25 protein-coding genes and 1 tRNA gene are annotated in these 25285 nt (G+C 54.1%); 17 read left to right on the top strand and 9 right to left on the bottom strand.

The features are described 5' to 3' along the window. Positions 1–44 precede the first annotated feature (44 nt). Positions 45–833: an enoyl-ACP reductase FabI gene (gene fabI, locus H3L93_RS05710; protein WP_003795476.1), complete on the top strand. Its 789-nt coding sequence runs from the start codon at positions 45–47 to the stop codon at positions 831–833. A 78-nt stretch (positions 834–911) separates the two neighbouring features. On the opposite strand, the gene H3L93_RS05705 is transcribed toward fabI, so the two are convergent. From H3L93_RS05705 to H3L93_RS05695, 3 genes are read right to left on the bottom strand one after another with little or no spacing between them, the layout of a single operon-like run. Then, complete coding sequence (locus H3L93_RS05705; protein WP_155803073.1) at positions 912–1484, bottom strand: hypothetical protein; 573 nt, start codon at positions 1482–1484, stop codon at positions 912–914. Beyond that, on the bottom strand, positions 1435–1929 hold the full coding sequence (gene ruvX, locus H3L93_RS05700) for a Holliday junction resolvase RuvX (protein WP_003795480.1): 495 nt from the start codon (positions 1927–1929) through the stop codon (positions 1435–1437). Before ruvX ends, H3L93_RS05705 begins: the two co-directional genes overlap by 50 nt. Beyond that, positions 1922–2470: a YqgE/AlgH family protein gene (locus H3L93_RS05695; RefSeq protein ID WP_003795484.1), complete on the bottom strand. Its 549-nt coding sequence runs from the start codon at positions 2468–2470 to the stop codon at positions 1922–1924. The genes ruvX and H3L93_RS05695 overlap by 8 nt, the downstream gene beginning before the upstream one ends. 200 nt (positions 2471–2670) lie before the next feature. Here H3L93_RS05695 and H3L93_RS05690 point away from each other — a divergent pair, with 200 nt between their 5' ends. Continuing rightward, positions 2671–3471, top strand: coding sequence for a flavoprotein (locus H3L93_RS05690; RefSeq protein WP_003795487.1), 801 nt, complete (start codon positions 2671–2673; stop codon positions 3469–3471). 289 nt (positions 3472–3760) lie between these two features. On the opposite strand, the gene proB is transcribed toward H3L93_RS05690, so the two are convergent. Further along, entirely contained in the window at positions 3761–4882 is a 1122-nt protein-coding gene (gene proB / locus H3L93_RS05685) for a glutamate 5-kinase (RefSeq protein ID WP_003795495.1), read from the bottom strand. Between the two features lie 478 nt (positions 4883–5360). Between proB and H3L93_RS05680 the strand changes: the two genes are divergently transcribed. The 4 genes from H3L93_RS05680 to H3L93_RS05665 all read left to right on the top strand — a co-directional run bounded on the left by H3L93_RS05680 (position 5361) and on the right by H3L93_RS05665 (position 8445). Continuing rightward, positions 5361–5436: transfer RNA gene (locus H3L93_RS05680), tRNA-Phe, on the top strand. Between the two features lie 136 nt (positions 5437–5572). Then, positions 5573–6712 carry an ATP phosphoribosyltransferase regulatory subunit gene (locus H3L93_RS05675; protein ID WP_003795497.1) on the top strand — a complete coding sequence of 380 codons (1140 nt, stop codon included), beginning with the start codon at positions 5573–5575 and terminating at the stop codon, positions 6710–6712. 48 nt (positions 6713–6760) lie between these two features. After that, positions 6761–7024: a CBU_0592 family membrane protein gene (locus tag H3L93_RS05670; RefSeq protein WP_182077710.1), complete on the top strand. Its 264-nt coding sequence runs from the start codon at positions 6761–6763 to the stop codon at positions 7022–7024. Positions 7025–7146: 122 nt separating this feature from the next. Next, the gene (locus tag H3L93_RS05665) at positions 7147–8445 is read left to right on the top strand and encodes an adenylosuccinate synthase (protein WP_003795500.1); all 1299 of its coding nucleotides are present in this window, start codon (positions 7147–7149) and stop codon (positions 8443–8445) included. A gap of 82 nt (positions 8446–8527) precedes the next feature. Here H3L93_RS05665 and H3L93_RS05660 read toward each other — a convergent pair whose 3' ends face one another. The 3 genes from H3L93_RS05660 to H3L93_RS05650 all read right to left on the bottom strand — a co-directional run bounded on the left by H3L93_RS05660 (position 8528) and on the right by H3L93_RS05650 (position 10829). Beyond that, on the bottom strand, positions 8528–8893 hold the full coding sequence (locus tag H3L93_RS05660) for a hypothetical protein (RefSeq protein WP_003795501.1): 366 nt from the start codon (positions 8891–8893) through the stop codon (positions 8528–8530). A gap of 51 nt (positions 8894–8944) precedes the next feature. Further along, the gene (gene apbC / locus H3L93_RS05655; protein WP_003795502.1) at positions 8945–9997 is read right to left on the bottom strand and encodes an iron-sulfur cluster carrier protein ApbC; all 1053 of its coding nucleotides are present in this window, start codon (positions 9995–9997) and stop codon (positions 8945–8947) included. A 178-nt stretch (positions 9998–10175) separates the two neighbouring features. Beyond that, positions 10176–10829 (bottom strand): IS1595 family transposase, encoded by a 654-nt coding sequence (locus H3L93_RS05650; RefSeq protein ID WP_003793959.1) that lies wholly within the window; start codon positions 10827–10829, stop codon positions 10176–10178. 171 nt (positions 10830–11000) lie between these two features. On the opposite strand from H3L93_RS05650, the gene H3L93_RS05645 reads away from it, so the two are divergent. Together H3L93_RS05645 and H3L93_RS05640 are read left to right on the top strand one after the other, a co-directional pair. Next, the gene (locus tag H3L93_RS05645) at positions 11001–11876 is read left to right on the top strand and encodes a DMT family transporter (RefSeq protein ID WP_003795506.1); all 876 of its coding nucleotides are present in this window, start codon (positions 11001–11003) and stop codon (positions 11874–11876) included. A gap of 364 nt (positions 11877–12240) precedes the next feature. Next, a complete protein-coding gene (locus H3L93_RS05640) occupies positions 12241–12861 on the top strand; it encodes an FmdE family protein (RefSeq protein ID WP_003795508.1) in 621 nt (206 codons plus the stop codon). A gap of 93 nt (positions 12862–12954) precedes the next feature. Here the strand turns inward: H3L93_RS05640 and H3L93_RS05635 are convergent, their stop codons facing one another. Next, the gene (locus tag H3L93_RS05635) at positions 12955–14211 is read right to left on the bottom strand and encodes a D-alanyl-D-alanine carboxypeptidase family protein (protein WP_003795510.1); all 1257 of its coding nucleotides are present in this window, start codon (positions 14209–14211) and stop codon (positions 12955–12957) included. Positions 14212–14535: 324 nt separating this feature from the next. Here H3L93_RS05635 and ilvA point away from each other — a divergent pair, with 324 nt between their 5' ends. From ilvA to rlmB, 7 genes are all read left to right on the top strand, one after another. Beyond that, a complete protein-coding gene (ilvA, locus tag H3L93_RS05630) occupies positions 14536–16071 on the top strand; it encodes a threonine ammonia-lyase, biosynthetic (RefSeq protein ID WP_003795513.1) in 1536 nt (511 codons plus the stop codon). Between the two features lie 205 nt (positions 16072–16276). After that, positions 16277–16918, top strand: a complete 642-nt coding sequence (locus H3L93_RS05625; protein WP_003795515.1) for a hypothetical protein — start codon at positions 16277–16279, stop codon at positions 16916–16918. Positions 16919–17317: 399 nt separating this feature from the next. Then, positions 17318–18508, top strand: a complete 1191-nt coding sequence (locus H3L93_RS05620) for an amino acid aminotransferase (RefSeq protein ID WP_003795520.1) — start codon at positions 17318–17320, stop codon at positions 18506–18508. Between the two features lie 169 nt (positions 18509–18677). Then, positions 18678–19169 (top strand): hypothetical protein, encoded by a 492-nt coding sequence (locus H3L93_RS05615; RefSeq protein ID WP_003795521.1) that lies wholly within the window; start codon positions 18678–18680, stop codon positions 19167–19169. Positions 19170–19246: 77 nt separating this feature from the next. Then, the gene (locus H3L93_RS05610) at positions 19247–19912 is read left to right on the top strand and encodes a 2'-5' RNA ligase family protein (RefSeq protein ID WP_003795522.1); all 666 of its coding nucleotides are present in this window, start codon (positions 19247–19249) and stop codon (positions 19910–19912) included. 5 nt (positions 19913–19917) lie between these two features. Beyond that, a complete protein-coding gene (nhaC, locus tag H3L93_RS05605; protein ID WP_003795524.1) occupies positions 19918–21321 on the top strand; it encodes a Na+/H+ antiporter NhaC in 1404 nt (467 codons plus the stop codon). 108 nt (positions 21322–21429) lie between these two features. Continuing rightward, complete coding sequence (rlmB, locus tag H3L93_RS05600; RefSeq protein ID WP_003795526.1) at positions 21430–22182, top strand: 23S rRNA (guanosine(2251)-2'-O)-methyltransferase RlmB; 753 nt, start codon at positions 21430–21432, stop codon at positions 22180–22182. Between the two features lie 263 nt (positions 22183–22445). On the opposite strand, the gene H3L93_RS05595 is transcribed toward rlmB, so the two are convergent. Further along, entirely contained in the window at positions 22446–23780 is a 1335-nt protein-coding gene (locus H3L93_RS05595) for an MFS transporter (protein WP_003795528.1), read from the bottom strand. 305 nt (positions 23781–24085) lie between these two features. Between H3L93_RS05595 and H3L93_RS05590 the strand changes: the two genes are divergently transcribed. Together H3L93_RS05590 and H3L93_RS05585 are read left to right on the top strand one after the other, a co-directional pair. Continuing rightward, complete coding sequence (locus H3L93_RS05590) at positions 24086–24616, top strand: peptidylprolyl isomerase (protein WP_169303479.1); 531 nt, start codon at positions 24086–24088, stop codon at positions 24614–24616. A gap of 66 nt (positions 24617–24682) precedes the next feature. Beyond that, on the top strand, positions 24683–25192 hold the full coding sequence (locus H3L93_RS05585) for a peptidylprolyl isomerase (RefSeq protein WP_003795533.1): 510 nt from the start codon (positions 24683–24685) through the stop codon (positions 25190–25192). The last annotated feature ends 93 nt before the right edge of the window (positions 25193–25285 follow it).

The raw sequence follows: 25285 nt of genomic DNA, 5'->3' as shown, positions 1-25285 counted from the left end.
ATACGCGGTTTTCCCAATTTCCCCAATCAATCGAAGGATACAAAATGACCATGTTGCAAGGCAAAAAAATCCTGATTACAGGTATGATTTCCGAGCGCTCCATCGCCTATGGCATCGCCAAAGCCTGCCACGAACAAGGCGCGGAACTCGCGTTCACTTATGTTGTCGACAAACTGGAAGAGCGCGTGCGCAAACTCGCCGCCGAATTCAATTCCGAACTCGTGTTCCGCTGCGACGTGCAAAGCGACGAAGAAATCGCGCAAACGTTTGCCAGCTTGGGCAAGCATTGGGATGGCTTGGATGGCTTGGTGCACGCCATTGCCTTTGCGCCCAAAGAAGCCCTGAACGGCGATTTTTTAGACAGCATCAACCGCGAAGCCTTTAACATCGCCCACGAAGTTTCCGCATACAGCCTGCCCGCGCTTGCCAAAGCCGCACGCCCGATGATGCGCGGGCGCAACGCCTCCATCTTGGCATTGACTTACCTTGGCGCAGTGCGCGCGATTCCCAATTACAACGTGATGGGTATGGCAAAAGCCAGCTTGGAAGCAGGCATCCGCTTCACCGCATCCTGCTTGGGTAAAGACGGCATCCGCTGCAACGGCATTTCCGCCGGCCCCATCAAAACCTTGGCGGCATCGGGCATCGCCGATTTCAGCAAGCTGCTGGCGCACGTTGCCGCGCAAAACCCGTTGCGCCGCAATGTAACCATCGAAGAAGTGGGCAACACCGCCGCATTCTTGCTGTCTGACCTCGCATCGGGCATCACCGGCGAAATCACTTATGTGGACGGCGGTTACAGCATCAACGCGCTCAACGACGGCGACGAATAAGCCAAGCAAATAATGCAAAGGCAGCCTGAAAACGGAAATTCTCGTTTTCAGGCTGCCTTTTTGTGTTTTGTTTGGCGGTTATTCAATGCACACGGAAACTTTGCCGCCGCGGTCAAAGCGAACGGCGTAGCTGCCCGCTTCGGGCAAATCGGCAAAATAAAATGCTGCGCCGCTGTCGGTATCGATGCCGCGCGCCATGTATAAGGTTTCGCCATCGGGGGCGGTGAGCACGCCGCTCGCGCTGCTGTGCAGGGCTTTGCCCTCATCGGGCACGGAAAAGCGGTAGCTGCCTTTGCCGGCGGTGAAGTGGGCGCAGCCGTTTGCTTTGAGCGGCAAGGCGTTGCCCGAGGCTTGGGCGGCGTGGCGGGCTTTGGGGCTTGCTTTGGCGTGGCGGGTTTTTGCCGTTGCCGTGCCTGCGCTTAGGCTGAGCGATAGCGCGCAGAAAATCAGGGCGAGGGATGTTTTCATGATGATTCCTTTGCTGGATGGGAGAAGTGAATGGTAGGGCGGATTGGCGCGTTCGGCAAGGTTTGCGGTGCAAGCGCGGCGGATTGCGCCGTAGCACAAACAAAAGGGCAGCCTGAAACGCGCCCATCCGTTTTCAGGCTGCCTCTGGCTTGTCGCTGCCGCCCGCATCTGCTTGGCGGTCAAAAAAATCTACCGCGCCGTTATCAAAAAAACTTTGCAAAATGGCTTGCGCGGCAACTTGGTCCAGCACGGGCTTTTGTTTGCGCCCGCGAACGCCGTTTTCGCGCAACAGCTCTTCGGCGTAAACCGACGATAGCCGTTCGTCCACCCAATACACGGGCAGCCTGAAACGCCCGTTCAGGCGATGCCCGAATTTGCGGGCGAGCCGGGTGAGCGCGTGTTCGCTGCCGTCGATGTGCACGGGCAGGCCGACAATCAGGTTTTCAGGCTGCCATTCTTGAATCAGCGCGGCGATGCGGGCGAATTTTTCATCGTTGCTGTTGCCGGTAATCGTGGCGATGGGGTGGGCGATGCGGATGCGGCAATCGCCTTGCGCTGCGCCGATGCGCGTTTCGCCGAAGTCGAAGGCAAGGCAGCCGCCGCTGGCGGGCGCGGCAAAATCAGGCATGACCCATCGCTCCGGCAAAGTTTTCGCGGCGGATGCCCAGTTTGCCGAACGCGGCGGCATAGCGTTCTTCGGGCGGGATGCCGAACAGAATATGCGGGTCGGCGGGCACGGTGAGCCACGAGTTTTGCGCGATTTCTTGTTCAAGCTGCCCCGCGCTCCAACCGGAATAGCCGATGGTGAGCACTGCGCCTTGGATTTCGTCGTCTTGGTGTAGGCCTTCGATGATGTCGCGCGAGGTGGTGAGCGCGATGCTGTCGGTGATGCTCAAACTGCTGTCCCAGTTGCCGATGGGCGTGTGCAGCACGAAGCCGCGCTCGGTTTGCATCGGGCCGCCCATCATCACATATTGGTTTTTAAAGCGCGCGGGCGTGTCTTTGCCGATGGCGGCGAACACCACGTTCATGGTTACAGGCGAAGGTTTGTTCACGATAACGCCCATTGCGCCGTTTTCGCCGTGTTCGCACAGGTAAATCAGGCTGCCTGAAAATAAGGAATCTTCAAGATTGGGCATGGCAAGCAGAAAATGGTTGGCTAGGTTCATGATGGTGCCGTGGTGGATGGTTTGGCTGTTTATATTGGGCGCGGGCGCGGTTTTTCAAGGCAGGCGGAGCCGCTGTTTTCAGGCTGCCGCGGCGGGGTGGGGCGAAATTGTCTCTATAAATTGAGTAAAAGCAGTTGAAATTGTTTAGGCAAACTATTATATTACGCACTTCGTTTGTTAATCTTAACTCAGGGAAGAGTATGAAAACTGTACAAGAAATTCGTTTTGAAAACTTTGAATTGTTGATTAAAGAAGCGGGCACGATTGCCGAATTGGCGCGCAAAACGGGCTACGACAAGCCTGCGTATTTGTATCAGCTGCGCGCGCAAGTGGTGAAACCCAACGGCAAGGCGCTACAATTGGGCAGACGCGTGGCGTTGCGCTTGGAGCAGGGCATGAACAAGCCCGCGGGCTGGATGGATATTGACCACGCCAGCGAACCCGCTTTGGCGGCCGTTGCGGTGTCAGGCAGCCTGAAATCAACCGGCAACAGAGTGGGCGTGGCATTGACTTCGCCCGAAAGCGCGGTTTACGGCGCGGCGGTGATTCGTGCGCTGCTGATCGCGGGCAAACAAGTTTGCCTGGCGTTTAACGATGCAGCGGAGCGCGCGTTTGCGCAAACGGGCATTGCGCTGGACGACGCGGCGGCGGTGCGCAAACATTTTTATGCGACCGAAGCGCAACTGAGTTTTGCCGATGAGCATTTGTCGCCTTTCGCTTTGAATGCGGTGGTAGTGCCTGCGGCGCGTGGCGGCAGCTTGGCTTTGATTGCCAACGGCGCCACCCAATCGCCCGCCGCGCGCATGGCGGAATTGGCGTTGGCAACCAAACGCCCTGTGGTGATTGCGCCTTGCGAAGCGGTGCTTTCCGCGGCGCAGTTGCACAATCTGCAAACTTTGTCGGCGCAAGGCGCGGTGATTTTGCCCGTTTCGGCAGCCGCTTCTGCGGAGCAGGCCGAGTTCTTGACGACTTGCGTGTTGGCGCAACTGGGTTTGCAATAAGCGCGCATGGAAGGCTTGTATGAACTCGTTTCGCTGCTGGTGCGCTTTGTGGCTTGGTTGATTAGCTTGCTGCCACGCGGCGATTCCTGAAACGGGTAAAACGATTTTCAGGCTGCCTCAATCCTTGTTTGCAAGGGAAAGGCAGCCTGAAACGTTTATTGCGAACGGGTTTTGCGGCGTTTGATTGGCCATTGAGCCTTTGGGCGTTTTCAGACTGCCTCCGGTTTAACCGCCGAGGCAGCCTGAAATCTAATCTAAATAGAGCGGCGGCTCGTTGCCGATGGCTGCATCACCAATGCGCCATATTGTCTCGATGCACCAGCTCGTCTTCGTGCGCGTAGCCCAGTTTGGCGGCGATTTCGTCGGCATGGCAGCGCAGGATTTTCTCCGCTTCGGCGCTGCTGTAATTGCTCAACCCGCGCGCGATTTCCTTGCCCGCGCCGTTCACAATGGCGATGAGTTCGCCGCGCTGAAAATGCCCGTTCACGCGCACGCAGCCCACGGGCAGCAAGCTGCTGCGGCTTTGTTGCAACGCGGTTTCTGCGCCCGCATCCACCACGATGCTACCTGAAATTTGGATATGCCCCAGCAGCCATTGTTTGCGCGCATTCACGCGGCTGAATTCGCTGGTGAACAGCGTGCCGATGCTCTCGCCCGCGCACAGCCGCACCAACACATCAGGCTCGCGCCCCGAGGCGACCACGGTGTTGGCGCCGCTCAATGCCGCGCGTTTTGCCGCCAACACTTTGGTGTACATCCCGCCCGTGCCCACGCCTGTGCCCGCGCCGCCCGCCATGCTTTCCAAATCGGGATGGGCGGCGGAAATTTGGCTGATAAACTGCGCTTGCGGGTTTTTGCGCGGATCGCTGTCGTATAAACCGCGCTGGTCGGTGAGAATCACCAGCGCGTCGGCATCCACCAGATTGGTAACCAGCGCGCCGAGCGTGTCGTTGTCGCCCAGCTTGATTTCGGCGGTGGTTACGGTGTCGTTTTCGTTAATCACGGGCACGATATTCTGCGCCAGCAGCGTTTGCAGCGTGCTGCGGGCGTTGAGATAGCGCGTGCGGTCGCTTAAATCTTCGTGCGTGAGCAGGATTTGCGCGGTGTTGAGCCGGTGCGCGGAAAACGCGTGTTCATAGGCTTGCGCGATGCCCATTTGCCCCACGGCGGCGGCGGCTTGCAGCTCGTTTAACGCGGTGGGACGCTTTGCCCAGCCCAGCCGTTTCACGCCCTCGGCAATCGCGCCGCTGGATACCAGTATCACGTTGGTGCCGCTGCGTTTGATGGCGGCGATTTGCGTTGCCCAGTTATCCAGCGCGGTTTGGTCGATGCCGCGCCCCTCGGCGGTTACGAGGCTGGAACCGACTTTCACAACGATGAGCTTGGCTTGGGATAGGGTGGGATGGGTCATGGTGGCTTGCCTTTTTGAATATGAATAAGAACCTGTATTCACTATTTTCATAGGTATCTTTCATGCCCTAAAAACGTGGCTACCGCGTTAAAAATGCTCGCAAGGTGTTCAACCTTGCTGCGCTTTTTGCTTTGTATCCACGCTTTTATGTCATAAAATCTATCTATGCAAATAGTGAATACAGGTTCTAAGAAATTTCAGGCTGCCTATGTTTACCCTTGTTTACAAGATAAGGCAGCCTGAAAACAGGAGCGCGATTTTAACCGATTTTGCGGCGCAATGCGTGGGGCTGTATTTTGAAATAATGCTTGCAAGCCCAACTGCGTTTCAGGCTGCCGCAATGGTTTCAGGCTGCCTCAACGCACCCGCTTCCCCGTGCCCGAGTAAAATAAATGTTTTACAAAACAACCCCCGCTTAACAAAACCCAACAAATCGCTTGCGCTCCGCCCCAAGCCTGCATACAATGCGCGGCTTCTCGGCCAGATAGCTCAGTCGGTAGAGCAACGGATTGAAAATCCGTGTGTCGGCAGTTCGATCCTGCCTCTGGCCACCAAATTGCAGCCTGAACAGCAAATGTTGTTTGGGCTTTTTTGTTTTGCCCTTTTTCAGGCTGCCCTCAATGTTATTTTATGTTAAAGTCCACCCTTTCCTTTGCCTCATAAACTTGCTTCATAAACAGGACAATAATCATGCAAACGTGGCAGCTTCCCGAACATATCGCCGACATTCTCCCCGAACGTGCGCGCCAACTAGAAAGCGTGAAAGAACAGATACTCGCCCAGTTCCGCACGCATGGCTTTGAGCTGGTGCAGCCGCCTTTGATGGAATACAGCCGCTCGCTGCTCACGCACATCGACGACGGCCTATCGCTGAAAACCATCCGCCTTGCCGACCAAATCACAGGCTGGCAGCTTGGCATCCGCGCCGACATCACGCCGCAAGTGGCGCGGATTGACGCGCATTTGTTGATGAAAAACCAAGGCATTAACCGCTTGTGCTATTCAGGCAGCGTGTTGCACGCCCAGCCCGATGGCTTGCTGGCAACGCGCGAGCCGATTCAAACGGGCGCGGAGTTATACGGCTGCGCGGATACCGCTGCCGATGTGGAAATTATTGATTTGATGATGAAAACGCTGAAAGTGGGCGGGCTGGGCAATATTATTTTGTCGCTGGGGCATTTGGGCGTGTTCCGCGCGATTGCAGCCGCCGCGCAGTTGGGCGAGGCGCAAAGCCGCCAGCTGCTCGCGCTGATGCAGGATAAAGATGGCAACGCGGTTCGCCGGTTGGCGCAACAATGGCAGTTGGACAACATTTGGATTGACGCGCTGGCGGCGCTGCCCGAGCTCTACGGCAGCCGCGATGTGTTGGACAAAGCCCGCGCACGGCTGCCGCAGCTGACCGCCGTGTCGCAGGCGTTGGATGTGCTGGCGCAGGTGTGCGCGGCGTTTCCCGAGCAGGCGGTGCATATTGATTTGGCGGAAGTGCGCGTGGACAACTACCACACGGGCTTGCTCTACGCCGCCTACACGCCCGATTACCACGACGCGGTGGCGCGCGGCGGGCGCTACGACGGCTTGGGCGCATACTTTGGGCGCAGCCGCCCCGCCACGGGGTTTAGCTTTGATTTGCGCTTGTTTGGCGCGTATCTGGCCGCCAGCCAACGCCCCGAAGCGGTGCGCGTGGCGCAGAAAGATTATGCGGCGGCGAAAAATGCGGTGGATAAATTGCGCGCGCAAGGCGTGTGCGTGGTGGTGGATTATGGCTTGCCCGACAATTCGAGCAGCCTGAAAACGCTGGTTCAATGTAATGATGAATGGAAAGTAGAATAAGCAATGGGTGTTTTACAATGGTTTGATTTGAGCGAATCTGCGCTGCACATGCTGAGTCTTGCTGCGCATATCATCGGCTTTGCGGGTATGGGCTGCGTGGTGTTGGCGTTTTGGCTGGTGGTGAGCGAAAAATGGAAGCCCACTTCGCTGTCGTATAACTTGCTCAACGGCTTGGGCGCGGTGCTGCTGATTTTGAGCCTGTGCGTGCATTTCAATTTGGGCTCGTTTGTGATTGAGATTTTTTGGATTGCGATTTCGGCGATGGGGATTGCAAAGCATTGCAAACGCCAAAGGCAGCCTGAAAACGAATGAAATGAGTTTCAGCGGAGCTAAAACGAGTAGCCCCCCAACCCATCCTTCCCCTTTTCAGGCTGCCTAACCCATCCAAAGGCAGCCTGAAAACCCACTTTCTCTAACCTAAAAGGTAATCAAAAATGGCACAAAACGTAGTTGTTATCGGCGCACAATGGGGCGACGAAGGCAAAGGCAAAATTGTGGACTGGCTGGCGGAGCAAGCCACGGGCGTGGTTCGCTTTCAAGGCGGGCACAACGCGGGGCACACGCTGGTGGTGAACGGCAAAAAAACCATATTGCGCCTGATTCCCAGCGGCATTTTGCATGAAAAGCTGGACTGCTTTATCGGCTCGGGCGTGGTGCTCTCGCCCGAAGCGCTGCTCGGCGAGATTGATGAGCTTAACGCTGCGGGCGTGCCCAATGTGGAACAACGGCTGAAAATCGCCGACACCGCACCATTGATTTTGTCTTACCACATCGCGCTGGACCAAGCCCGCGAGCAATCCAAGGGCGACAAAAAAATCGGCACAACAGGGCGCGGCATTGGCCCTGCCTATGAAGACAAAGTGGCGCGGCGGGCGGTGCGCGTGGGCGATTTGCTGAACATGGATGCGGTTGCCGAAAAAGTACGCGCCAATTTGGCGTTGTATAACGCGCAACTGGTGCATTTGCACGGCGCGGCGGCGATTGCGTTTGACGATGTGATGAACCAAATCAATAGCTTTCGCGCGCGCATTTTGCCGATGATTGCCGATGTGCCGCGCACGCTGTACGACAAAAACCAACGCGGCGAACGCCTGCTGTTTGAAGGCGCGCAAGGCACGCTGCTGGATATTGATTACGGCACTTATCCGTTTGTAACGTCATCCAACTGCTTGGCGGGCGCGGCATCGGCGGGCGCGGGCGTGCCGCCGCAAATGCTGCAATATGTGCTGGGCATCGTGAAAGCCTACACCACGCGCGTGGGCGGCGGGCCGTTCCCCACCGAGCTGTTTGACGACATTGGCGCGGGCTTGGCAGAGCGCGGCAACGAGTTTGGCTCGGTAACGGGCAGACCGCGCCGCTGCGGCTGGTTTGATGCCGCCGCGCTCAAACGCTCCATCCAAATCAACGGCATCACGGGGATGTGCATCACCAAATTAGACGTGATGGACGGCATGGACGAAGTGAAAATCTGCACGGGCTACACCTTGCCCGATGGCAGCACCACCGACATCCTGCCCTTTGGCGCAGATGCGGTTTCAGGCTGCACGCCCGTTTACGAAACGATGGCAGGCTGGCAGGAATCCACCTTTGGCGTGCAATCGTATGACGCGCTGCCCGACAACGCCAAAAAATACCTGCGGCGGATTGAAGAAGTGTGCGGCGCGCCGATTGCGATGGTGTCCACAGGGCCCGATAGGGAAGAGACGATTTTGATTCAGCATCCGTTTGCGTGATGGGCGGGGCAATCGCGTAATCGTGAACACACAATTAAGGCAGCCTGAAAAGGGGTTTTATCCATTTTCAGGCTGCCTTCGTTTACAGAATTTTTTTTACAGGATGAGGCAGCCTGAAAACCCCTAGCAACAATATAAAAACCAGAGCACGGCTTGCCAGCAAGCCGTAGGGGCGCGGGGCAGCATTTCCAGGCTGCCTATTGTTTGCACCCGCGTTCAAGCAGCCTGAAACCTTTACAAAACCCCAGCAGCAGCCTGAAACACAAGAAATGCCGTCATTCCCGCGTAGGCGGGAATCTTGTTTGATATTCAAAAAATTTCGTAAAAACAATTCATTGCATAAAATTAACCAAAATTCCCGCCTAGGCGGGAATGACGGAGAATTGACCATTTCTTGTTTCGTTTTAGGTTTTGCAAAGGCAGCCTGAAAAGGGATGATAAAACCCATTTTCAGGCTGCCTTATTGCGCGTTGAACTGCGTCAAGCCGTGTTGAACCGCTTACGACTCAATCACAATCTTCGGAAACTTGCTGCTGAAATCGCGCCCTTTGTCTGCCACCGCCAGCACAATTTGGAATGCGGCTTGGGTGTAGATGTCGGCGATAGCGGCTTGCGTGTCCAACAACGCGCCTGCCGTGCCCGCATCCATCGCTTCGCGCACTGGCAACGACAACGGCAATTGCCCCAGCAACGGCACGTTCAATTTCGCCGCAAGATTTTTGCCGCCATCGCTGCCAAACAGCGCTTCATGATGCCCGCAATTGCTGCACACATGCACCGACATATTTTCCAACACGCCCAAAATAGAAATGTTCACCTTGTTAAACATATCCACCGCCTTGCGCGCGTCAATCAGCGCGATGTCTTGCGGCGTGGTAACCACCACCGCGCCGGTTACGGGGATTTTTTGCGACAACGTAAGCTGAATATCGCCTGTACCGGGGGGCAAATCCACAAACAGATAATCCACATCGTCCCATTGGCTTTGCATCAACAGCTGCTGCAAGGCTTGCGACACCATCGGGCCGCGCCACACAACGGCTTGGTCGGTGTCCACCAAAAAGCCGATGGACATCACCTGAATGCCGTCTGCGTTGGTTACGGGAATCAGCTGCTGCGCTTGTTTTTCAGGCTGCTGTGTTGCCACGCCGAGCATGGTGGGCTGGCTGGGGCCGTATAAATCGGCATCCAACACGCCTACGCGCGCGCCCATTTTTGCCAGCGCGGTCGCCAAGTTGGCGGTGGTGGTGGATTTGCCCACGCCACCCTTGCCCGATGCCACGGCGATGATGTTTTTCACGCCCTTAATCGTAGGGATGCCGTTTTGCACTTTATGCGCGACAACATTGTGCGTGATTTCCAGCTTGATGGGCTTGCCTGTGGCGGCGGCGATGGCTTCGTGAAGCTGCTGCGCGATGTGGGCAACGGGATAGCCGAATTCCAACGCCACTTTCAGGCTGCCATTTTCTTCGGCAACGCTTTTCACGGCTTTTTCGCTGCCGAGCGTGCGCTGGGTGGTGGGGATAAGGATTTGTTCTATTTGTGATTTCATGGTGTTTCCTCTTGTTGTGGGTGTTTGCGTTGTGAATGTTGTGAATTAGACAGATAAAGCCATTTTCAGGCTGCCTAACCGTAAACATGAATGCAAGATGCAATTTTACGGCAAAACCCGCCAGCGCGGGCGATGTTTTCATGGCGGGCAAAATGTTTGGGGCTGTACTAGATAAGCCCTAAATACCACACCATCTGCGCAGCACTTTAAGCTGTTCAGACGGTGTGCCAAAGTTAAAACGAAACTCGCATTCTTTCAAGAATAATGGGAAAGATTTACGGTCAATTCCATTGTATTTACGCAGAACACGTTTCGCCTGATTCCAAAAATTTTCAATGCCGTTGATGTGGTTTTGTTTGTCAGCAAACAGTTTGCTGTGGTTAATACGGTGGTGGGTAAAACCACTTACATCCAACACATCATAGCTGCTCAAACAATCGGTATAAACAATACTATCAGGCATGATTTTCTTTGTGATAACAGGCATTAAGGTTTCTCTTTTGGCATTCTTCACTACTACGGTATAAACTTTACCACCACGCTTAAGAATACCAAAGACAGCTACTTTTCCTGCTGCTCCGCGTCCGCGTTTGCCTTTGCGATGTCCGCCGAAGTAACTCTCATCTAGCTCAACCGTACCATCAAAAACTGTATTGGCTTCCAATGAAAGATAGTAGCTGATGACTTCGCGGATTTTGCGGTAGAACAGTGCTGCTGAATTGGGGTGAATGCCCAACAAATCAGCAGCCGAACGGGCGGTTACTTCAAGTACAAAAAATTGGAGCAACTTTTTTCGTATACTCTTTTTTAGTTTACAATGGGTTATCTTCATTTTTGCAGTCTAACATGACTGCTTATCTAGTACAGCCCCAAATGTTTTTACCGCGCTTGATGCCGTTTCAGGCTGCCTTATCTCATCGTTATAAGGCAGCCTGAAAACTACAAAACCGCCGCAACAAGGCGTATCATCACGCCATTTTTGCTTGTTATCGCTACCGCCGCCATGTTTTACCAAATCGCCGCCATGCTGATATGGAGCAGCGCATTTATCGCTGCCAAATTTGCCGAAACCATGCTAGACCCGATTTTGCTGGTGCAATTTCGGCTGCTGATTGTTGCCATCATCTTGCTGCCCATCGGCATCCCAATGTTTCGCAAGCTGCCCAAAAGCGCGTGGAAACCGCTGATTTGGCTGAGTTTTTTGAACTACATCGCCGTGCTCATCTTGCAATTTAAAGGTTTGCAATACACATCCGCGTCCAGCGCATTAACCATGCTGGGGCTAGAACCGCTGCTGGTGGTGTTCATTGGGCATTTCTTTTTTGACGACAAGGCGCGCAGGTATCACTGGATTTGTGGCGTGTTGGCGTTTATTGGCGTGTTCACGCTAATTTTGGGTGGGCAACACGCGGGCAAGGGCGGCGAAATTAGCCTATTGGGCTGCGCGATGGTGTTATCGGGTGGCATCGTGTTTTCTGCCATCCTGCGCCCCACGCAAAAATTTATGCGCCAAATCCCCGCCAGCACTTATACCACACTGTCGTTTATCATCGCCGCGCCGCTGTGCCTGCCGTTTACCGCCGTGCTCACCAAAAGCTGGCACATCGCATGGAGTTGGCAAGGCATTTTGGGCATGGCGTATTTGAGCATCGGATGCAGTTGGCTGGCTTATTGGCTGTGGAACAAGGGCATGGACAGGGTGCCCGCCAATTTAACAGGGCTGCTGATTACGCTGGAACCCGTGTTTGGCATTTTGATGGCGGTGGTGCTGCTGCGCGAGCCGATTAGCGCGCTGTCGTGGCTGGGGATTGCCATTGTGATTAGCGCGACTGTGTTGGCAAGCATGATGCCCAGAATTTATAATCGTGCTCGTAAATAGTTTTCAGGCTGCCTATTGGGAATGATAGGGCAGCTTGAAATTAAGAATCTGTATTCACTATTTTCATAGGCATCTTTTATGCCCTAAAAACGCGGCTACCGCGTTAAAAATGCTCGCAAGGTGTACAACCTTGCTGTGCTTTTTGCCTTGTATCCGCGCTTTTATTTCATAAAATCTGTCTATGTAAATAATGAATACAGGTTCTAAGTTTAGCCAGGCTCAAACCTATTTTCAGGCTGCAACTTGGCAAAATTGGTCATCAATGAAGCGTTTGCCCGCGCCGACATCTTGTCCATTTGGCGACGAGCCGTCGCCGCTCCATTTTAGTTTTCAGGCTGCCTATTCATCCACGAGAGGAAACCCCATGCAATTGCAACCCTTTTTCAACCAAGCCCCCAGCATCCAGCTTTACGACCCGCTCGCCCAATTTCTCGGCGCAACGCCCGATGGCGTGCTGGAATACCACTATGCCGATGCCGTGAAACTGTGCGGGCATTCCTGCCCCACCGTAGCCAGCGCGTGGCTGATGGTGATTAAAGCCCTAGCCGCGCTGTATTCGCCCGACGAATTGCCTGAGCGCGGCAACATTGAAATCAGCATGAGCGGCGAGCGCGACGCAGGCGTAACAGGCGTTATCGCTTCCGTTGCCCAGCTCATCACAGGCGCAGCCCCAGAAACAGGCTTTGGCGGCATCGGCATGGCAGGGCGTTTCGCCCGCCGCAACCTGCTCGCCTTTGGTGCGGGCGGCGATGCCGATATGACTTTGCGCCGCCGCGACACCGGCAAAGCCGTGCGCGTGGCGTTTAACGGCAGCGTGGTACCGTTTGCCCCCGAGATGCGCGACATCATGCCGCAGGCGGTGGCGGGCATGGCAAGCCCTGAGGAATTGCAACGCTTCGGCGAATTGTGGCAAGCGCGCGTGCATGCCATTTTGGTGGAGCAGGCGGATAATCCTGAAATGATTGTGGTGGAAGCGGTGGCGTAATCGCGCAAAGTCGCTTGGCAACATAAAGGCAGCCTGAAAACGCATTCAACACGTTTTCAGGCTGCCTTTTACGCTTCTATGTAAACCGCGCGACTACCCCGCAAACACCGATTTAAACCACAACACGATGCTGTCCCACAGCCGCCCAAAAAAGCCTGCTTCTTCCACATTTTTCAGCGCCACCACAGGCTGCTCCGCCAGCACCTTGTCGCCGTCCATCAGTTTGAGCGTGCCCAGCTTTTGTCCCGCCTGCACAGGCGCAACCACAGGCTGCATGGTTTCCAGCACGGTTTTCACGCGCTCGCCCTGCCCGTGCGGCAGGGTAACGTAGGCATCTTGCTGGAAGCCCACTTCGGCTTCGCTGCTCGCGCCTTTATACACGCGCACTTTGCCCACCACTTGCCCCGCTTGATACATTTTCGGCGTGTCAAAGCCCTGCAAGGCGTAGTTCAGCAATTTGCTGCTTTCGGTGGCGCGCGCTTCGGCGCTGGCTGCGCCAATCACAATGCTCAACACGCGGCGGTTGTTGCGCTTGCTGGTGGCGATTAGGTTGTAGCCCGCGCTGGATGTATGCCCTGTTTTCAAGCCGTCCACGCTGTCGTCGCGGAACAGCAGCAAATTGCGGTTTTCTTGGGTGATGTTGTTATAAGTATAAGATTTGTAGGAATAAACTTCGTAATACTTGGCGGGCAAATCGCGGATGATGGCGTTGGACAAAATCGCCAAGTCGTTCACGCTGGTCAGATGCTTGGGCGCGGGCAAGCCGGTGGCGTTTTCAAAATAGGTTTGCGTCATGCCCAAGCGCTTGGCTTCATCGTTCATCATTTTGGCAAACGCTTCTTCGCTGCCCGCAATGCCCTCGGCAAGCGTAATCGCGGCATCGTTGCCCGACACCACAATCAAGCCGCGCATCAAATCCCACACGGGCACTTCGCTGTGCGCTTTGAGAAACATCCGCGAGCCTTCCACTTTCCATGCTTTTTCGGACACGGTGAGCTTTTGCTCGGGCTGCAATTTGCCTTCTTCCAACGCTTTGAACGCCAAATAAGCGGTCATCAATTTGGTGAGCGATGCGGGCTCGATTTGTTGGTCGGTGTTCTTGGCAACCAGCGTTTGATTGCTTTGCAAATCGCGCACCAAATAGGCGGTGGCGGCGATTTCAGGCTGCTTTAAGGCTTCGGCGGCGTTGAGTTTGGGCGCGGCGGGGCTGGATGCAGCGGTGGCAGAGGCAGCAGCGGGCGCAGACGCGGCGGGCGCGGACGCGGCTTTGGTTTTTTTGGGCGCACGCGCGGCGGCGGGGGCAACAATAAAAGCAGAAAGGGTGAGAATGGAGAGAATTTTTTTGACCATGTTGTGTTACTCGTTTGATGGGGTTTAGGCTGCGCCGAGGTGGATAAATGATTGAGGCAGCCTGAAAACGGAAAACGGCAGCAATCTTAATCAACAAGCTGCGCGTATTGGATTTTCAGACTGCCTTATTGCGCCCAAGCGTTGTTACGCGATGGCATCGGCAGCCGCAAAAGGCTGCGATTATACCCACAAAACTGCGTTTTACCTATTTTCAGGCTGCCTAAACCCCTTTTGGCAACAATAATTAACTTGCGTTTACACAATCACGGCGTTAAGGTTACGTTTTCTTACTTAATCGCAACAATTCGCTTCAAATCAAATCACATGAACACAGAACGCTTCCCCGCTTACCGCCACTATCTCACCCGCATTCTCACTTCCGCCGTTTACGATGTCGCCATCGAATCGCCGCTAGACCTCGCCAGCAATCTGTCGCACCGCTTGGGCAACAAAATCCTGCTCAAACGCGAAGATTTGCAGCCCGTGTTTTCTTTCAAGCTGCGCGGCGCGTACAACAAAATGGCAAAGCTGCCTGAAAACATATTGCGCAAAGGCGTGATTACCGCCAGCGCAGGCAACCACGCGCAAGGCGTTGCCCTTGCCGCGCAACGCTTGGGCTGCGCGGCAACGATTGTGATGCCCGAAACCACGCCGAAGATTAAAGTGGACGCGGTGAAAGCACGCGGCGGCAATGTGGTGCTGGCAGGCGTGTCGTACAACGATGCTTACGACCACGCCATGCAACTGGTTGCCGACAGCGGCTTGACCTACATTCCGCCGTTTGATGATTGCGACGTTATCGCAGGGCAGGGCACCATCGGCATGGAAATTGTGCGCCAACACGCCAAGCCCATCCACGCCGTTTTTGTGCCGATTGGCGGCGGCGGCTTGGCGGCGGGCGTTGCCGCGTTTATCAAGCAGGTGCGCCCCGAGATTAAAGTTATCGGCGTGCAAACCAGCGATAGCTGCGCGATGAAAGCATCGGTGGCAGCGGGCGAGCGCGTGGAATTGAAAGACGTGGGCTTGTTTGCCGATGGCACGGCGGTGAAATTGGTGGGCGAAGAAACCTTTAAAATGTGCCGCGATTTGCTGGACGACATCATCACCGTGGACACCGATGCCATCTGCGGCGCGTTAAAAGATATTTTTGACGACACGCGCAGCATTTGCGAGCCGTCGGGCGCGTTAGCGCTGGCGGGGCTGAAAGCCTACATCGCGCAGCACAACCTTGCCGATGAAACGCTGATTGCCGTGTGCAGCGGCGCAAACATGAATTTCCACCGCTTGCGCCATGTGTCCGAGCGCAGCGAATTGGGCGAGGGCAACGAGGCGATTTTTGCCGTGTCCATCCCCGAGCGGGCGGGCAGTTTCCGCGAGTTTGTGAACGTGGTGGGCGCGCGCAGCATCACCGAATTTAACTATCGCTACGGCGATGATGAAGTGGCGCATATTTTTGTGGGCATTCAAACCGCAGGCGCAAAAGACATCGCGCAAATCCGCGCCCAATTTGATGCTGCGCAGCTGCCCAATATTGATTTGAGCAACGATGAGATGGCGAAAGTCCACCTGCGCTACATGGTGGGCGGGCGCACGCACAAAGTGCAAAACGAGCGACTGATTAGCTTTGAGTTCCCCGAGCGGCCGGGCGCGTTGGCGAAATTTTTGAACACGCTGCAAAGTGATTGGAACATCAGCCTGTTCCACTACCGCAACCACGGCGCGGACTACGGGCGCATTTTGGTGGGCATCGACGTGCCGCCCGCCGACAGCGCGGCGTTTGACGCATTCTTGGCGCAGCTGGGCTATGCATACGAAGAGCAAACGGATAACGCGGCGTATCGGCTGTTTTTGTCGGCGTGATGGCGGGATGGGAGGATGTTTTCAGGCTACCTTTGCGGGATAACAAAGGCAGCCTGAAAATAATCATGGCGCGTGGGCGATGGGGTAGGGTGTGTGGCTTTGCCACGCACCGTTTGTTGAACAGGGCTAAAATGTGCCATTCTTTTTGCTTCCCGCAATGTTTGGCACATAGCTCATAAATGCGTCTTAGGTTAAAGGAGTAAGAATGAAGTCAATTAGCGATTTGATTTTCAGTAAGCTAATTAGCTTTGAACCTAATATCAATCCTGTTCCAAGAGAAGAAATCATTGATTTTTTTACAAAAGAGCAAAGATTTATACGAGAAGACCATATTAAATTTTTGATGGAATATGGTGGCGAACCACTTCCAATTTGTTTTAAAGAAGCTTATATAACCTGCTCTTTTAAAGAAATTAAAGAATTAATTGATGATGAAAAAGAATATGGTAAAGAAATTCCAGATGGTTTTTTGTATTTTGGTAATTTCTTTATTGGTGAATGGGTTATTATTGATAATAATGATGGCGCATTGTATAGAGTAGGTGAAAATTCTACTGTTGGTGAAAAAATTTGCGGAGATATAAAAACATTCATTTGGTCTATATCATTATATTACTTGAATAGCATATCATATGAGGTATCTAGGAAAACAAATCTTTCAAATAATTACATAGATAATTTTTTAATTATAAATAACAAATATTTGCTTTTTGATTTAAAATCAGTTGATATGAGATATTTTTTAATAAATAACATTTTACACTGTGTATCAATAGAAGATAACTATATTTTGTCTCACGAAATAAACCAAGAAATAATGAATTACATAAATAAATCAATATCGTAAAATTAAAATAAAACATTGATTTTATTAACTAATTTAACAAGATTGCCACGCTCAACACATCTTTTTTATCATCATAAGTCAGTCAGTAATCGGGCAAATCATTGCTAGCTACCAATTCCTTACACGCAACGCTTTATTTTTTGAACGCGCATTTGGCAACAAAGGCAGCCTGAAACCCAAGCTACCACACAAAAGCCATTTTCTGCCAACATCCACAGTTAAACACCAAATAATTGCCAACCACCCCGACCATCCACACACATAAAGCATAAAATTCCACCCGCTCCCGCCCATTAAATTTTCAGGCTGCCGTATCCTTTGCCCGCGCAGCCGTTTCAAAGGCAGCCTGAATTAACTTATACTTCACACTTCTTTGCAAAATTTGAAAGAGCCCAACCCATGTTCCAACACCTCGCCCCCTACGCAGGCGACCCGATTTTAAGCCTTGTAGAAACGTTTAACCGCGACCCGCGCGCCAACAAAATCAACCTGTCCATCGGCATCTATTTTGACAACGATGGCAACATGACGCAGCCTGAAAGCGTGAAAACCGCCGAAGAGCGCGTTGGCATTGGCGCAAAAGCCTATTTGCCGATGGAAGGACACGCAGGGCTACGCGCCGAATTGCCCAAATTATTGTTTGGCGCAAACCATGCGGTGATTGCCGAAAACCGCGTAACCACCGTGCAAACGCTGGGCGGCTCGGGCGCATTACGGCTGGGCGCGGATTTGTTGCACAACGCCTTTGGCAACAGCAAAGTGCTGATGAGCGACCCCACATGGGACAACCATCGCGGCATTTTCGCCGCCGCAGGCTTTGAGCTGGGCAGCTATCCGTATTACGACCCCGCCACCATCGGCGTGAAATTTGAGCAAATGTGCGCCTGCCTAGATAGGCAGCCTGAAAACACCATCATCCTGCTGCACCCCTGCTGCCACAATCCAACAGGCGTGGATTTATCGCCCGAGCAATGGGACGAAGTGTTGCACATCATCGCCGCGCGCCAGCTTATCCCGTTTATGGACATCGCCTACCAAGGCTTTGGCGACGATTTTGACCGCGATGCCTACGCCATCCGCCGCGCTGCCGATTTGGGCTTGCCGCTGCTGGTGAGCAGCTCGTTTTCCAAAAATATGTCGCTGTATGGGCAACGCGCGGGCGGCTTGATGGTGGTGTCGCCCAATGCCGAAGAAGCCGCGCTGGTGCTGGGGCAGCTGCAACTGGGTGTGCGCCGCATTTATTCCAGCCCGCCCGCACAAGGCGGCTTGACCGCGTATCACGTTTTAAGCGACGCGCAACTTGCCGCGCAATGGCAAAACGAAGTCTATGAAATGCGCGACCGCATCCGTGCCATGCGCCAGCGCATTTATGACGTGCTGCAAAGCAAGCTGCCCGAGCGCGATTTCAGCTATTTTGTGAAACAGCGCGGCATGTTTAGCTATACGGGTTTGAACGCGCAGCAAGTGCAACGTTTGCGCGACGAATTCGCCATTTATCTGCTGGACAGCGGACGGATGTGCATCGCGGGGCTGAACGAGGGCAATGTGAACACGGTGGCGGATGCGTTTGCGGCGGTGTTTAAAGGGTAGGGCGGTAGCGTGGTTACGCCGTTTCAGGCTGCCTCAATCCACCACCGCATAGGCAGCCTGAAAACCGAAAACAAAACCCGGCAACGCCGAACGTTGCCCGGCCGCGCATTATCCGAATAACCATTAAGCGACAAGCCCGCGCCGCTCCATTTTCAGGCTGCCTCATCCGATGCAACCCAATCGTCCCAACCTTTTATTTACGCTGATTGCCATCGCCCTCTTGTTAGCCGCAGGTTTTTCCGTGCATTACGCGCTTGTGCCGTGGCTGCTTGCCTTGCCATGGTTGCTGTGCACGCCCGTCCATCTTTTTTGGCTGCATTCGGGCAAGCATTTCTCTTGGCGCAACTGGCGGATACAGTTTGCGATGTGGCTGATGGCATGGGCAACGGTTTATTTCGGGCAACAGCATATTGAGCAACGCATCCGCCAAGATGCCGTGCAAATTGTGGCGCAGATTGAGCAGTATCACGCCCAACATCATCGCTACCCCGCCGCGTTGGGCGAAGTCTATCCGCGCAACACGCTGTATCACGAGCGGCGCGTGCGCTATCAAATGCCCGCCCCGCAACAGCCGCCCATCTTGGAATACGAAAGCATCATCCCGCTGGATTGGCATCGTTATGATTTCGCCCTGCGCCAATGGCAATATATGTCTGATTAGTTTTCAGGCTGCCTATGCGGCTAGCTGAGGCAGCCTGAAAACCACACTCCCGTCAATCACCCAATAAAGGAACAACCATGTCTCATAAAAAACACTTAATCGCCCTTGCCGCGCTGCTGCTTGCCCGCGCCGCCTTCGCCGAAACGGTAAACTACAACGTGTTCGTGAAGCTGGATAACACCGCCGAAAGCCGTGTAAACGATATTTCGCAAGCGCTTGCCAAGCAAGGCGTAAACTCGCTGTTTGCGCAGGGCTATCAAGTCCACCTTACGCTGTATCTCACCGAATACGACAGCAAAAGGCTGCCTGAAATCCAAAAAATCGTCAGCCAATTTGCCCGCCGGCAAAGCAAATTCGCCATTTCGTTCACCGGGATGCACAGCACCACAGGTAAATGGCTGATGCTGGACAACCAACCCTCGCCCGAATTGCAGCAGCTTGCCGATGAAATCACCGTGCAGCTCGTTAAACTGCGCGACAAAAACGCCAAGCTGCCCGATTGGGTGAGCGCCTATCCCGAAAAGGTGAAAACCTTTGAGCGATACGGCTCGCCCAATGTGTTTGCCCAGTTCAACCCGCACGTTACCCTGCTCACGCCCAAAGAATTTAACGACGGCGTTGCCAAATTTGAAGCAGGCTATGCGTTCCGCCCGTTCAGCGCGCAAGCCGTGGGTATCGGCATCGCCCAAGTGGACGCGCTGGGGCAAGCTAAAAATGTTTTATATTTCAAACCATTTGAGTAAAAACTATGCTATCCAAACAACCCCTACTCAATATCTCTCTTTCCGAAGCCCTTATCGTTGCCGTGAGCGCCATCGCTATAATGGGCTACACCATCATCTCGTTTGAATGGGTGCCGCATCTTTCCATTTTGCTGGCGCTGGTGGCGCTGCTGCTTTACGGCTTGCTGCGCGGCGCAAAATGGGGCGACATGATTAAACGCATGGCGGCCGCCGTGGAACAAGGCATGGGCGCGGTTTATCTGTTTTTCTTCATCGGGCTTTTGGTTGCCGCCATGATGATGAGCGGCGCGATTCCCACGCTGATGTATTACGGCTTCGGGCTGATTTCGCCCGAATATTTCTATCTTTCCGCGTTTTTGTTGTGCGGCGTGATTGGCATTTCCATCGGCAGCAGCCTGACCACTTGCGCCACCATCGGCGTGGCGTTTATGGGCATGAGCAGCGCGTTTCACGCTGTGCCCGCGATTACCGCAGGCGCGGTGGTGTCGGGCGCGTTTTTCGGCGACAAAATGTCGCCCCTGTCGGACACCACGGGCATCGCCGCCTCCACCGTGGGCGTGGATTTGTTTGAACACATCAAAAACATGAGCTACACCACCATCCCCGCCTTGCTGCTGACCGCCGCCGCGCTGGTGTGGGCGGTGCCCGATGTGGTTTCAGGCAGCCTGAATTCGGTGCAAAAACTCAGCGGCGAGCTGCAAGCGAGCGGCTTAGTGCACGGCTACGCACTGCTGCCGTTTGCCGTGCTGGTGGTGTTGGCGTTGTTTAAAGTGGACGCGATTTTAACCATGCTCGCCACCATCGCCGTTTCCATCGCCATTACCTTCACCCACACGCCGCTCTCGGCGGGGCAACTGGGTGGCTGGCTGTTTGCAGGCTTTAAGCCCGAACACGTGGGCGAGGGCATCGCTAAACTGGTGTCGCGCGGCGGCTTGGAAAGTATGTTTTTCACGCAAACGGTGGTGATGCTGGCGTTGAGCTTGGGCGGCTTGCTGTTTGCGCTGGGCATTGTGCCCGCCTTGCTGGACGCGATGCGCCGCTTTCTCACCAACGCAGGACGTGCCACTTTTTGCGTGGCGATGACCAGCGTGGGCGTGAATATTTTGATTGGCGAGCAGTATTTGTCTATTTTGCTGGCGGGCGAAACGTTTAAACCTGTGTACGCCAAGCTGGGCTTGCATCCGCGCAACCTATCGCGCACGCTGGAAGACGCAGGCACGGTGATTAACCCATTGGTGCCGTGGAGCGTGTGCGGCGTGTTTATCGCCAAAGTGCTGGGCGTGAGCGTGTTGAGCTACTTGCCTTACGCCTTTTTCTGCTACCTGTGCTTGATTTTAACCGTGCTGTTTGGCTTCACAGGGTTTACGTTAAGCAAAGTGGAAACCGAGCAGAAACCCGCGCAACAATAGTTTTCAGGCTGCCTTTGGGTTACGCTAAGGCAGCCTGAAAATATGGTTCTACCAATGCAAGCCTGCGTATTTGAGGCAGCCTGAAACCCGACTCCCATAAGGAAACCCATGTCCAACCAACGTCTTATCTACGGCTTTCACGCCGTCAACGCCCGCTTGTGGCAAAACCCCAAATCCATCGTTGAGCTTTATGTTTTAGAAAACAAAAACGACGCACGCACGCGCGAAGTGCTGGAAAAAGCCGCCGCCGAAAAAGTGCGCGTGCATTTTGCCGATATGAACCGCTTGAACACCATCGCCAAAGGCGCGCGCCATCAAGGCGTGGTCGGCTTTATTGACGCATCCAAAAATCATGTCCACTTGGAAGACGTGCTGGAAAACCTGCGCGAGCCCGCATTCTTGCTGGTGTTGGACGGCATCACCGATCCGCACAATCTCGGCGCTTGCCTGCGCACGGCAGACGCAATGGGCGTGCACGCCGTAATCGCGCCCAAAGACAAAAGTGCGGGGCTGAACGCCACCGTAAGCAAAGTTGCCTGTGGCGCGGCGGAAACCGTGCCCTATATCACCGTAACCAACTTGGCGCGCACCCTGCGCGAGCTAAAAGAATACGGCATCTGGGTGGTCGGCACCGATATGGACGGCGAAGCGGATTTGTTCCACTACGACATCCCCGAAAACGTGGCGTGGGTGATGGGCAACGAAGGCGACGGCATGCGGCGGCTCACGCGCGAGCATTGCGATGCGCTGGTGTCCATTCCCATGTTTGGCACGGTGGAAAGCATGAATATTTCCGTGTCCGCAGGCATGGTGATGGCAGAAACACGGCGACAGCGCGTGTTGCGCGGCGAAGCGGGGTAGCGATTCAGATGCAGCCTGAAAAGCGTTGTTTACATCGGCAGCTAAACACAACTGCAGCCTGAAAACGGTTTAAGAGAACTCCATTTTCAGGCTGCCCTTATTGCGTGCGCTGTTGGATTGCCTTACTGCGCCAGCAATGCCCACCAACGCGCTACGGCGTAAGGCAGCCTGCCCCCCAAAAAATCCATCCCCAAAACACAAAAAAGCAGCCTGAAAACAACATCACATCGTTTTCAGGCTGCCTTTTATCGTTGCTAACGCGACTACTTCGTCATCGTCAAATCCACATCCTTGGTCTCATGCGTTGTCCACAGCGCAATCAGCGTCATCACGCAGTTCACCGCCAAATACGCGCCCACGCCAAAAATGCCGTAGTGCAGGTTCAGCTCAATCGCCACCATCGTAGCAATGGATGCGCCCACAATCGCCGCCAAGTTATATGCCAGCGACGCGCCTGAATAGCGCACTTCGGTGGGGAACAATTCGGGCAGCAGCGCCGCCATAGGACCAAACGTCATGCCCATCAACACCATGCCAATCAGCAAAAACGCCAGCACCGACATCGGCGTACCGTTGGTCAAAAACAGCGGCATGCACAAGCCAAACACCAAAATGGCAGCTGTAACCAGCAGCAGATAACGGCGGCGGCCGATTTTGTCGGCATGGATGCCCGACAGGCTGATGGAAATGCCAAACACCACCGCCGCAATCAGCAGGAAGCCGGTGAACGTGTTGGCGGGGATGCCCAAGCCGGTCGGATGCCCCCATTCGGAAACGCCCACCTTGGTTTTGGAATACACCTGCACAAACGCAGTCATCACATAAAACAGCACATAAGTCGCCGTCATAATGAACGTGCCTTGCAAAATCGGTTTCCAGTGTTTGGTAATCACTTCTTTCACCGGCGCGTTTTGCGTTTTGCCTTTGGCTTCCGCTTCGCGGTAAACATGGCTTTCATGCAAGGTCATCCGCATCCACAAGCCCACAATCACCAGCACAAACGACAACACGAACGGAATGCGCCAGCCCCATTGCACCAATTCGTCATGCCCCACCAGCGCGCTGATGGTGAAGAACGTGCCGTTTGCCATAAACAAGCCAATTGGCGCGCCCAGCTGCGGGAACGTGCCGAACCATGCGCGTTTGCCTTCGGGCGCGTTTTCGGTGGCAACCAAAGCCGCGCCGCCCCATTCGCCGCCCAAGCCCAAACCTTGCCCGATGCGGCAAACACACAATAAAAGCGGCGCCCAAAAGCCGATTTGGTCATAAGTGGGCAGCAAACCGATGCACACGGTAGACAAACCCATGGTGAGCAGCGAAGCGACCAGCGTTTTTTTGCGCCCAATCTTGTCGCCAAAATGCCCGAACAGCGCCGAGCCAATCGGACGGGCAAAAAACGCCAACGCCAAAGTAGAAAGCGACAGCAAGATGGCGACGTTGTGGTCGGATTTGTCAAAAAATTGGGTGTTGAACACCAGCACGGCGGCCGCCGCGTAGATGTAGTAATCGTAAAATTCAATTGCCGTGCCCACCATAGAAGCGATGGCAACTTTATAGGGGTTATTGCGCAACTGCGCCTGCGTTTGTGTGGCAGTCATTTTTTTATCCTTAAAATTATAGGTTTCAGGCAGCAGCGATTCCTTTTGAGAAGCGTATCTTCGGTTAAGGCTGGCTGGGAGTGCGCCACGCCTTGCTGTTACCAACCGAAGGCGCGAATATAGCGGAGTTTACAAAAAACGTCTAGATGTCAATATTTGCTAAACTTTGTCTGTTTTTATTCAAAGCGCGGGCGAAATGTAAATTTAGAAATTGTCCGCATCGGGCATCTCACATAAAATGCGCGTTTTTCAAAACACAAGGAAATCCCGTGAACATCGCTTCCAAAATCTTGTTATCCGCGCTGATGGGCGCAGCCAGTTTCGCCGCCCAAGCCGAAACCCGCGCCGTGATTGAAACCAATCTGGGTAATATTGAATTGAGCCTAGACGAGCAAAAAGCCCCCAAAACCGTGGCTAATTTTGTGAACTATGCCAACAAAGGCTTTTACAACGGCACGATTTTCCACCGCGTGATCGACGGCTTTATGATTCAAGGCGGCGGCTTCACGCCCGATATGTTGCAAAAATCCACCGATGCGCCGATTGCCAACGAAGCCGCCAACGGCTTGAAAAACACAGTCGGCACAATCGCCATGGCGCGCACCGCCGCTCCGCATTCCGCTACCAGCCAGTTTTTCATCAACGTTGCCGACAACACGCCGCTCAATTACACCGCGCCCACCGCGCAAGGCTATGGCTACGCCGTGTTTGGCAAGGTAAGCAAGGGCATGGATGTGGTCAATAAAATCGCCAAAACGCGCACGGGCTACAAAATGGGGCATGGCGATGTGCCCGTGCAAACGATTGAAATTAAAAAGGTTCGCATTGTTAAATAACCCAAAGGCAGCCTGAAAAAGGGTTTCAGGCTGCCTCTTCTCCCACTCACTTTAAGGACAAACACCATGATTAAACTACACACCAATCTCGGCGTAATCAGCATTGAGCTAGACCACGAAAAAGCGCCCATCACCGCTGCCAATTTTGAGCAATATGTGAAAGACGGCTTTTATAACGGCGTGATTTTTCACCGCGTAATCAACGGTTTTATGATTCAAGGCGGCGGCATGACAGCCGATATGAACGAAAAAGCTACCCGCGCCGCGATTGAAAACGAAGCGCACAACGGCTTGTCTAACGACAAATACACCATCGCTATGGCGCGCACTTCCGAGCCGCATTCCGCCAGCGCACAATTTTTCATCAACACCAAAGACAACCATTTCTTGAACCACCGCGCCAAAGAGCTGCACGGGCGCAACGTGGTGCAAGAATGGGGCTACGCCGTGTTTGGCAAGGTGGTGGACGGGCAAGATGTGGTGGATGCGATTGAAAAGGTTGCTACCACGCGCAAGGGCTATCACGACGATGTGCCTGTGGAAGCGGTGGTGATTGAGAAGGCGGAGATTGTGTAGCCGCTGTTGGCAGCGGATGTAGAGTCAGCCTGAAAACTGTTTTAGCTTCGCTGAAATGCGCCTCGCTCGTTTTCAGGCTGCCTTTAGTTTGGG

The sequence above is a fragment of the Kingella oralis genome (assembly GCF_014054985.1).
Classification (GTDB): domain Bacteria; phylum Pseudomonadota; class Gammaproteobacteria; order Burkholderiales; family Neisseriaceae; genus Kingella_B; species Kingella_B oralis.
Note: the sequence above shows the minus strand (reverse complement) of the source record. Positions and strands in the feature narration are given on the sequence as shown.

Excerpts from the sequence above, each read along its gene's own strand:
- fabI (WP_003795476.1), top strand. The coding sequence starts at position 45 with ATGACCATGTTGCAAGGCAAAAAAATCCTGATTACAGGTATGATTTCC.
- ruvX (WP_003795480.1), bottom strand. The coding sequence starts at position 1,929 with ATGCCTGATTTTGCCGCGCCCGCCAGCGGCGGCTGCCTTGCCTTCGAC.
- H3L93_RS05695 (WP_003795484.1), bottom strand. The coding sequence starts at position 2,470 with ATGAACCTAGCCAACCATTTTCTGCTTGCCATGCCCAATCTTGAAGAT.
- H3L93_RS05690 (WP_003795487.1), top strand. The coding sequence starts at position 2,671 with ATGAAAACTGTACAAGAAATTCGTTTTGAAAACTTTGAATTGTTGATT.
- proB (WP_003795495.1), bottom strand. The coding sequence starts at position 4,882 with ATGACCCATCCCACCCTATCCCAAGCCAAGCTCATCGTTGTGAAAGTC.
- H3L93_RS05675 (WP_003795497.1), top strand. The coding sequence starts at position 5,573 with ATGCAAACGTGGCAGCTTCCCGAACATATCGCCGACATTCTCCCCGAA.
- H3L93_RS05670 (WP_182077710.1), top strand. The coding sequence starts at position 6,761 with ATGCTGAGTCTTGCTGCGCATATCATCGGCTTTGCGGGTATGGGCTGC.
- H3L93_RS05665 (WP_003795500.1), top strand. The coding sequence starts at position 7,147 with ATGGCACAAAACGTAGTTGTTATCGGCGCACAATGGGGCGACGAAGGC.
- H3L93_RS05660 (WP_003795501.1), bottom strand. The coding sequence starts at position 8,893 with ATGGGTTTTATCATCCCTTTTCAGGCTGCCTTTGCAAAACCTAAAACG.
- apbC (WP_003795502.1), bottom strand. The coding sequence starts at position 9,997 with ATGAAATCACAAATAGAACAAATCCTTATCCCCACCACCCAGCGCACG.
- H3L93_RS05650 (WP_003793959.1), bottom strand. The coding sequence starts at position 10,829 with ATGAAGATAACCCATTGTAAACTAAAAAAGAGTATACGAAAAAAGTTG.
- H3L93_RS05645 (WP_003795506.1), top strand. The coding sequence starts at position 11,001 with ATGTTTTACCAAATCGCCGCCATGCTGATATGGAGCAGCGCATTTATC.
- H3L93_RS05640 (WP_003795508.1), top strand. The coding sequence starts at position 12,241 with ATGCAATTGCAACCCTTTTTCAACCAAGCCCCCAGCATCCAGCTTTAC.
- H3L93_RS05635 (WP_003795510.1), bottom strand. The coding sequence starts at position 14,211 with ATGGTCAAAAAAATTCTCTCCATTCTCACCCTTTCTGCTTTTATTGTT.
- ilvA (WP_003795513.1), top strand. The coding sequence starts at position 14,536 with ATGAACACAGAACGCTTCCCCGCTTACCGCCACTATCTCACCCGCATT.
- H3L93_RS05625 (WP_003795515.1), top strand. The coding sequence starts at position 16,277 with ATGAAGTCAATTAGCGATTTGATTTTCAGTAAGCTAATTAGCTTTGAA.
- H3L93_RS05620 (WP_003795520.1), top strand. The coding sequence starts at position 17,318 with ATGTTCCAACACCTCGCCCCCTACGCAGGCGACCCGATTTTAAGCCTT.
- H3L93_RS05615 (WP_003795521.1), top strand. The coding sequence starts at position 18,678 with ATGCAACCCAATCGTCCCAACCTTTTATTTACGCTGATTGCCATCGCC.
- H3L93_RS05610 (WP_003795522.1), top strand. The coding sequence starts at position 19,247 with ATGTCTCATAAAAAACACTTAATCGCCCTTGCCGCGCTGCTGCTTGCC.
- nhaC (WP_003795524.1), top strand. The coding sequence starts at position 19,918 with ATGCTATCCAAACAACCCCTACTCAATATCTCTCTTTCCGAAGCCCTT.
- rlmB (WP_003795526.1), top strand. The coding sequence starts at position 21,430 with ATGTCCAACCAACGTCTTATCTACGGCTTTCACGCCGTCAACGCCCGC.
- H3L93_RS05595 (WP_003795528.1), bottom strand. The coding sequence starts at position 23,780 with ATGACTGCCACACAAACGCAGGCGCAGTTGCGCAATAACCCCTATAAA.
- H3L93_RS05590 (WP_169303479.1), top strand. The coding sequence starts at position 24,086 with ATGGGCGCAGCCAGTTTCGCCGCCCAAGCCGAAACCCGCGCCGTGATT.
- H3L93_RS05585 (WP_003795533.1), top strand. The coding sequence starts at position 24,683 with ATGATTAAACTACACACCAATCTCGGCGTAATCAGCATTGAGCTAGAC.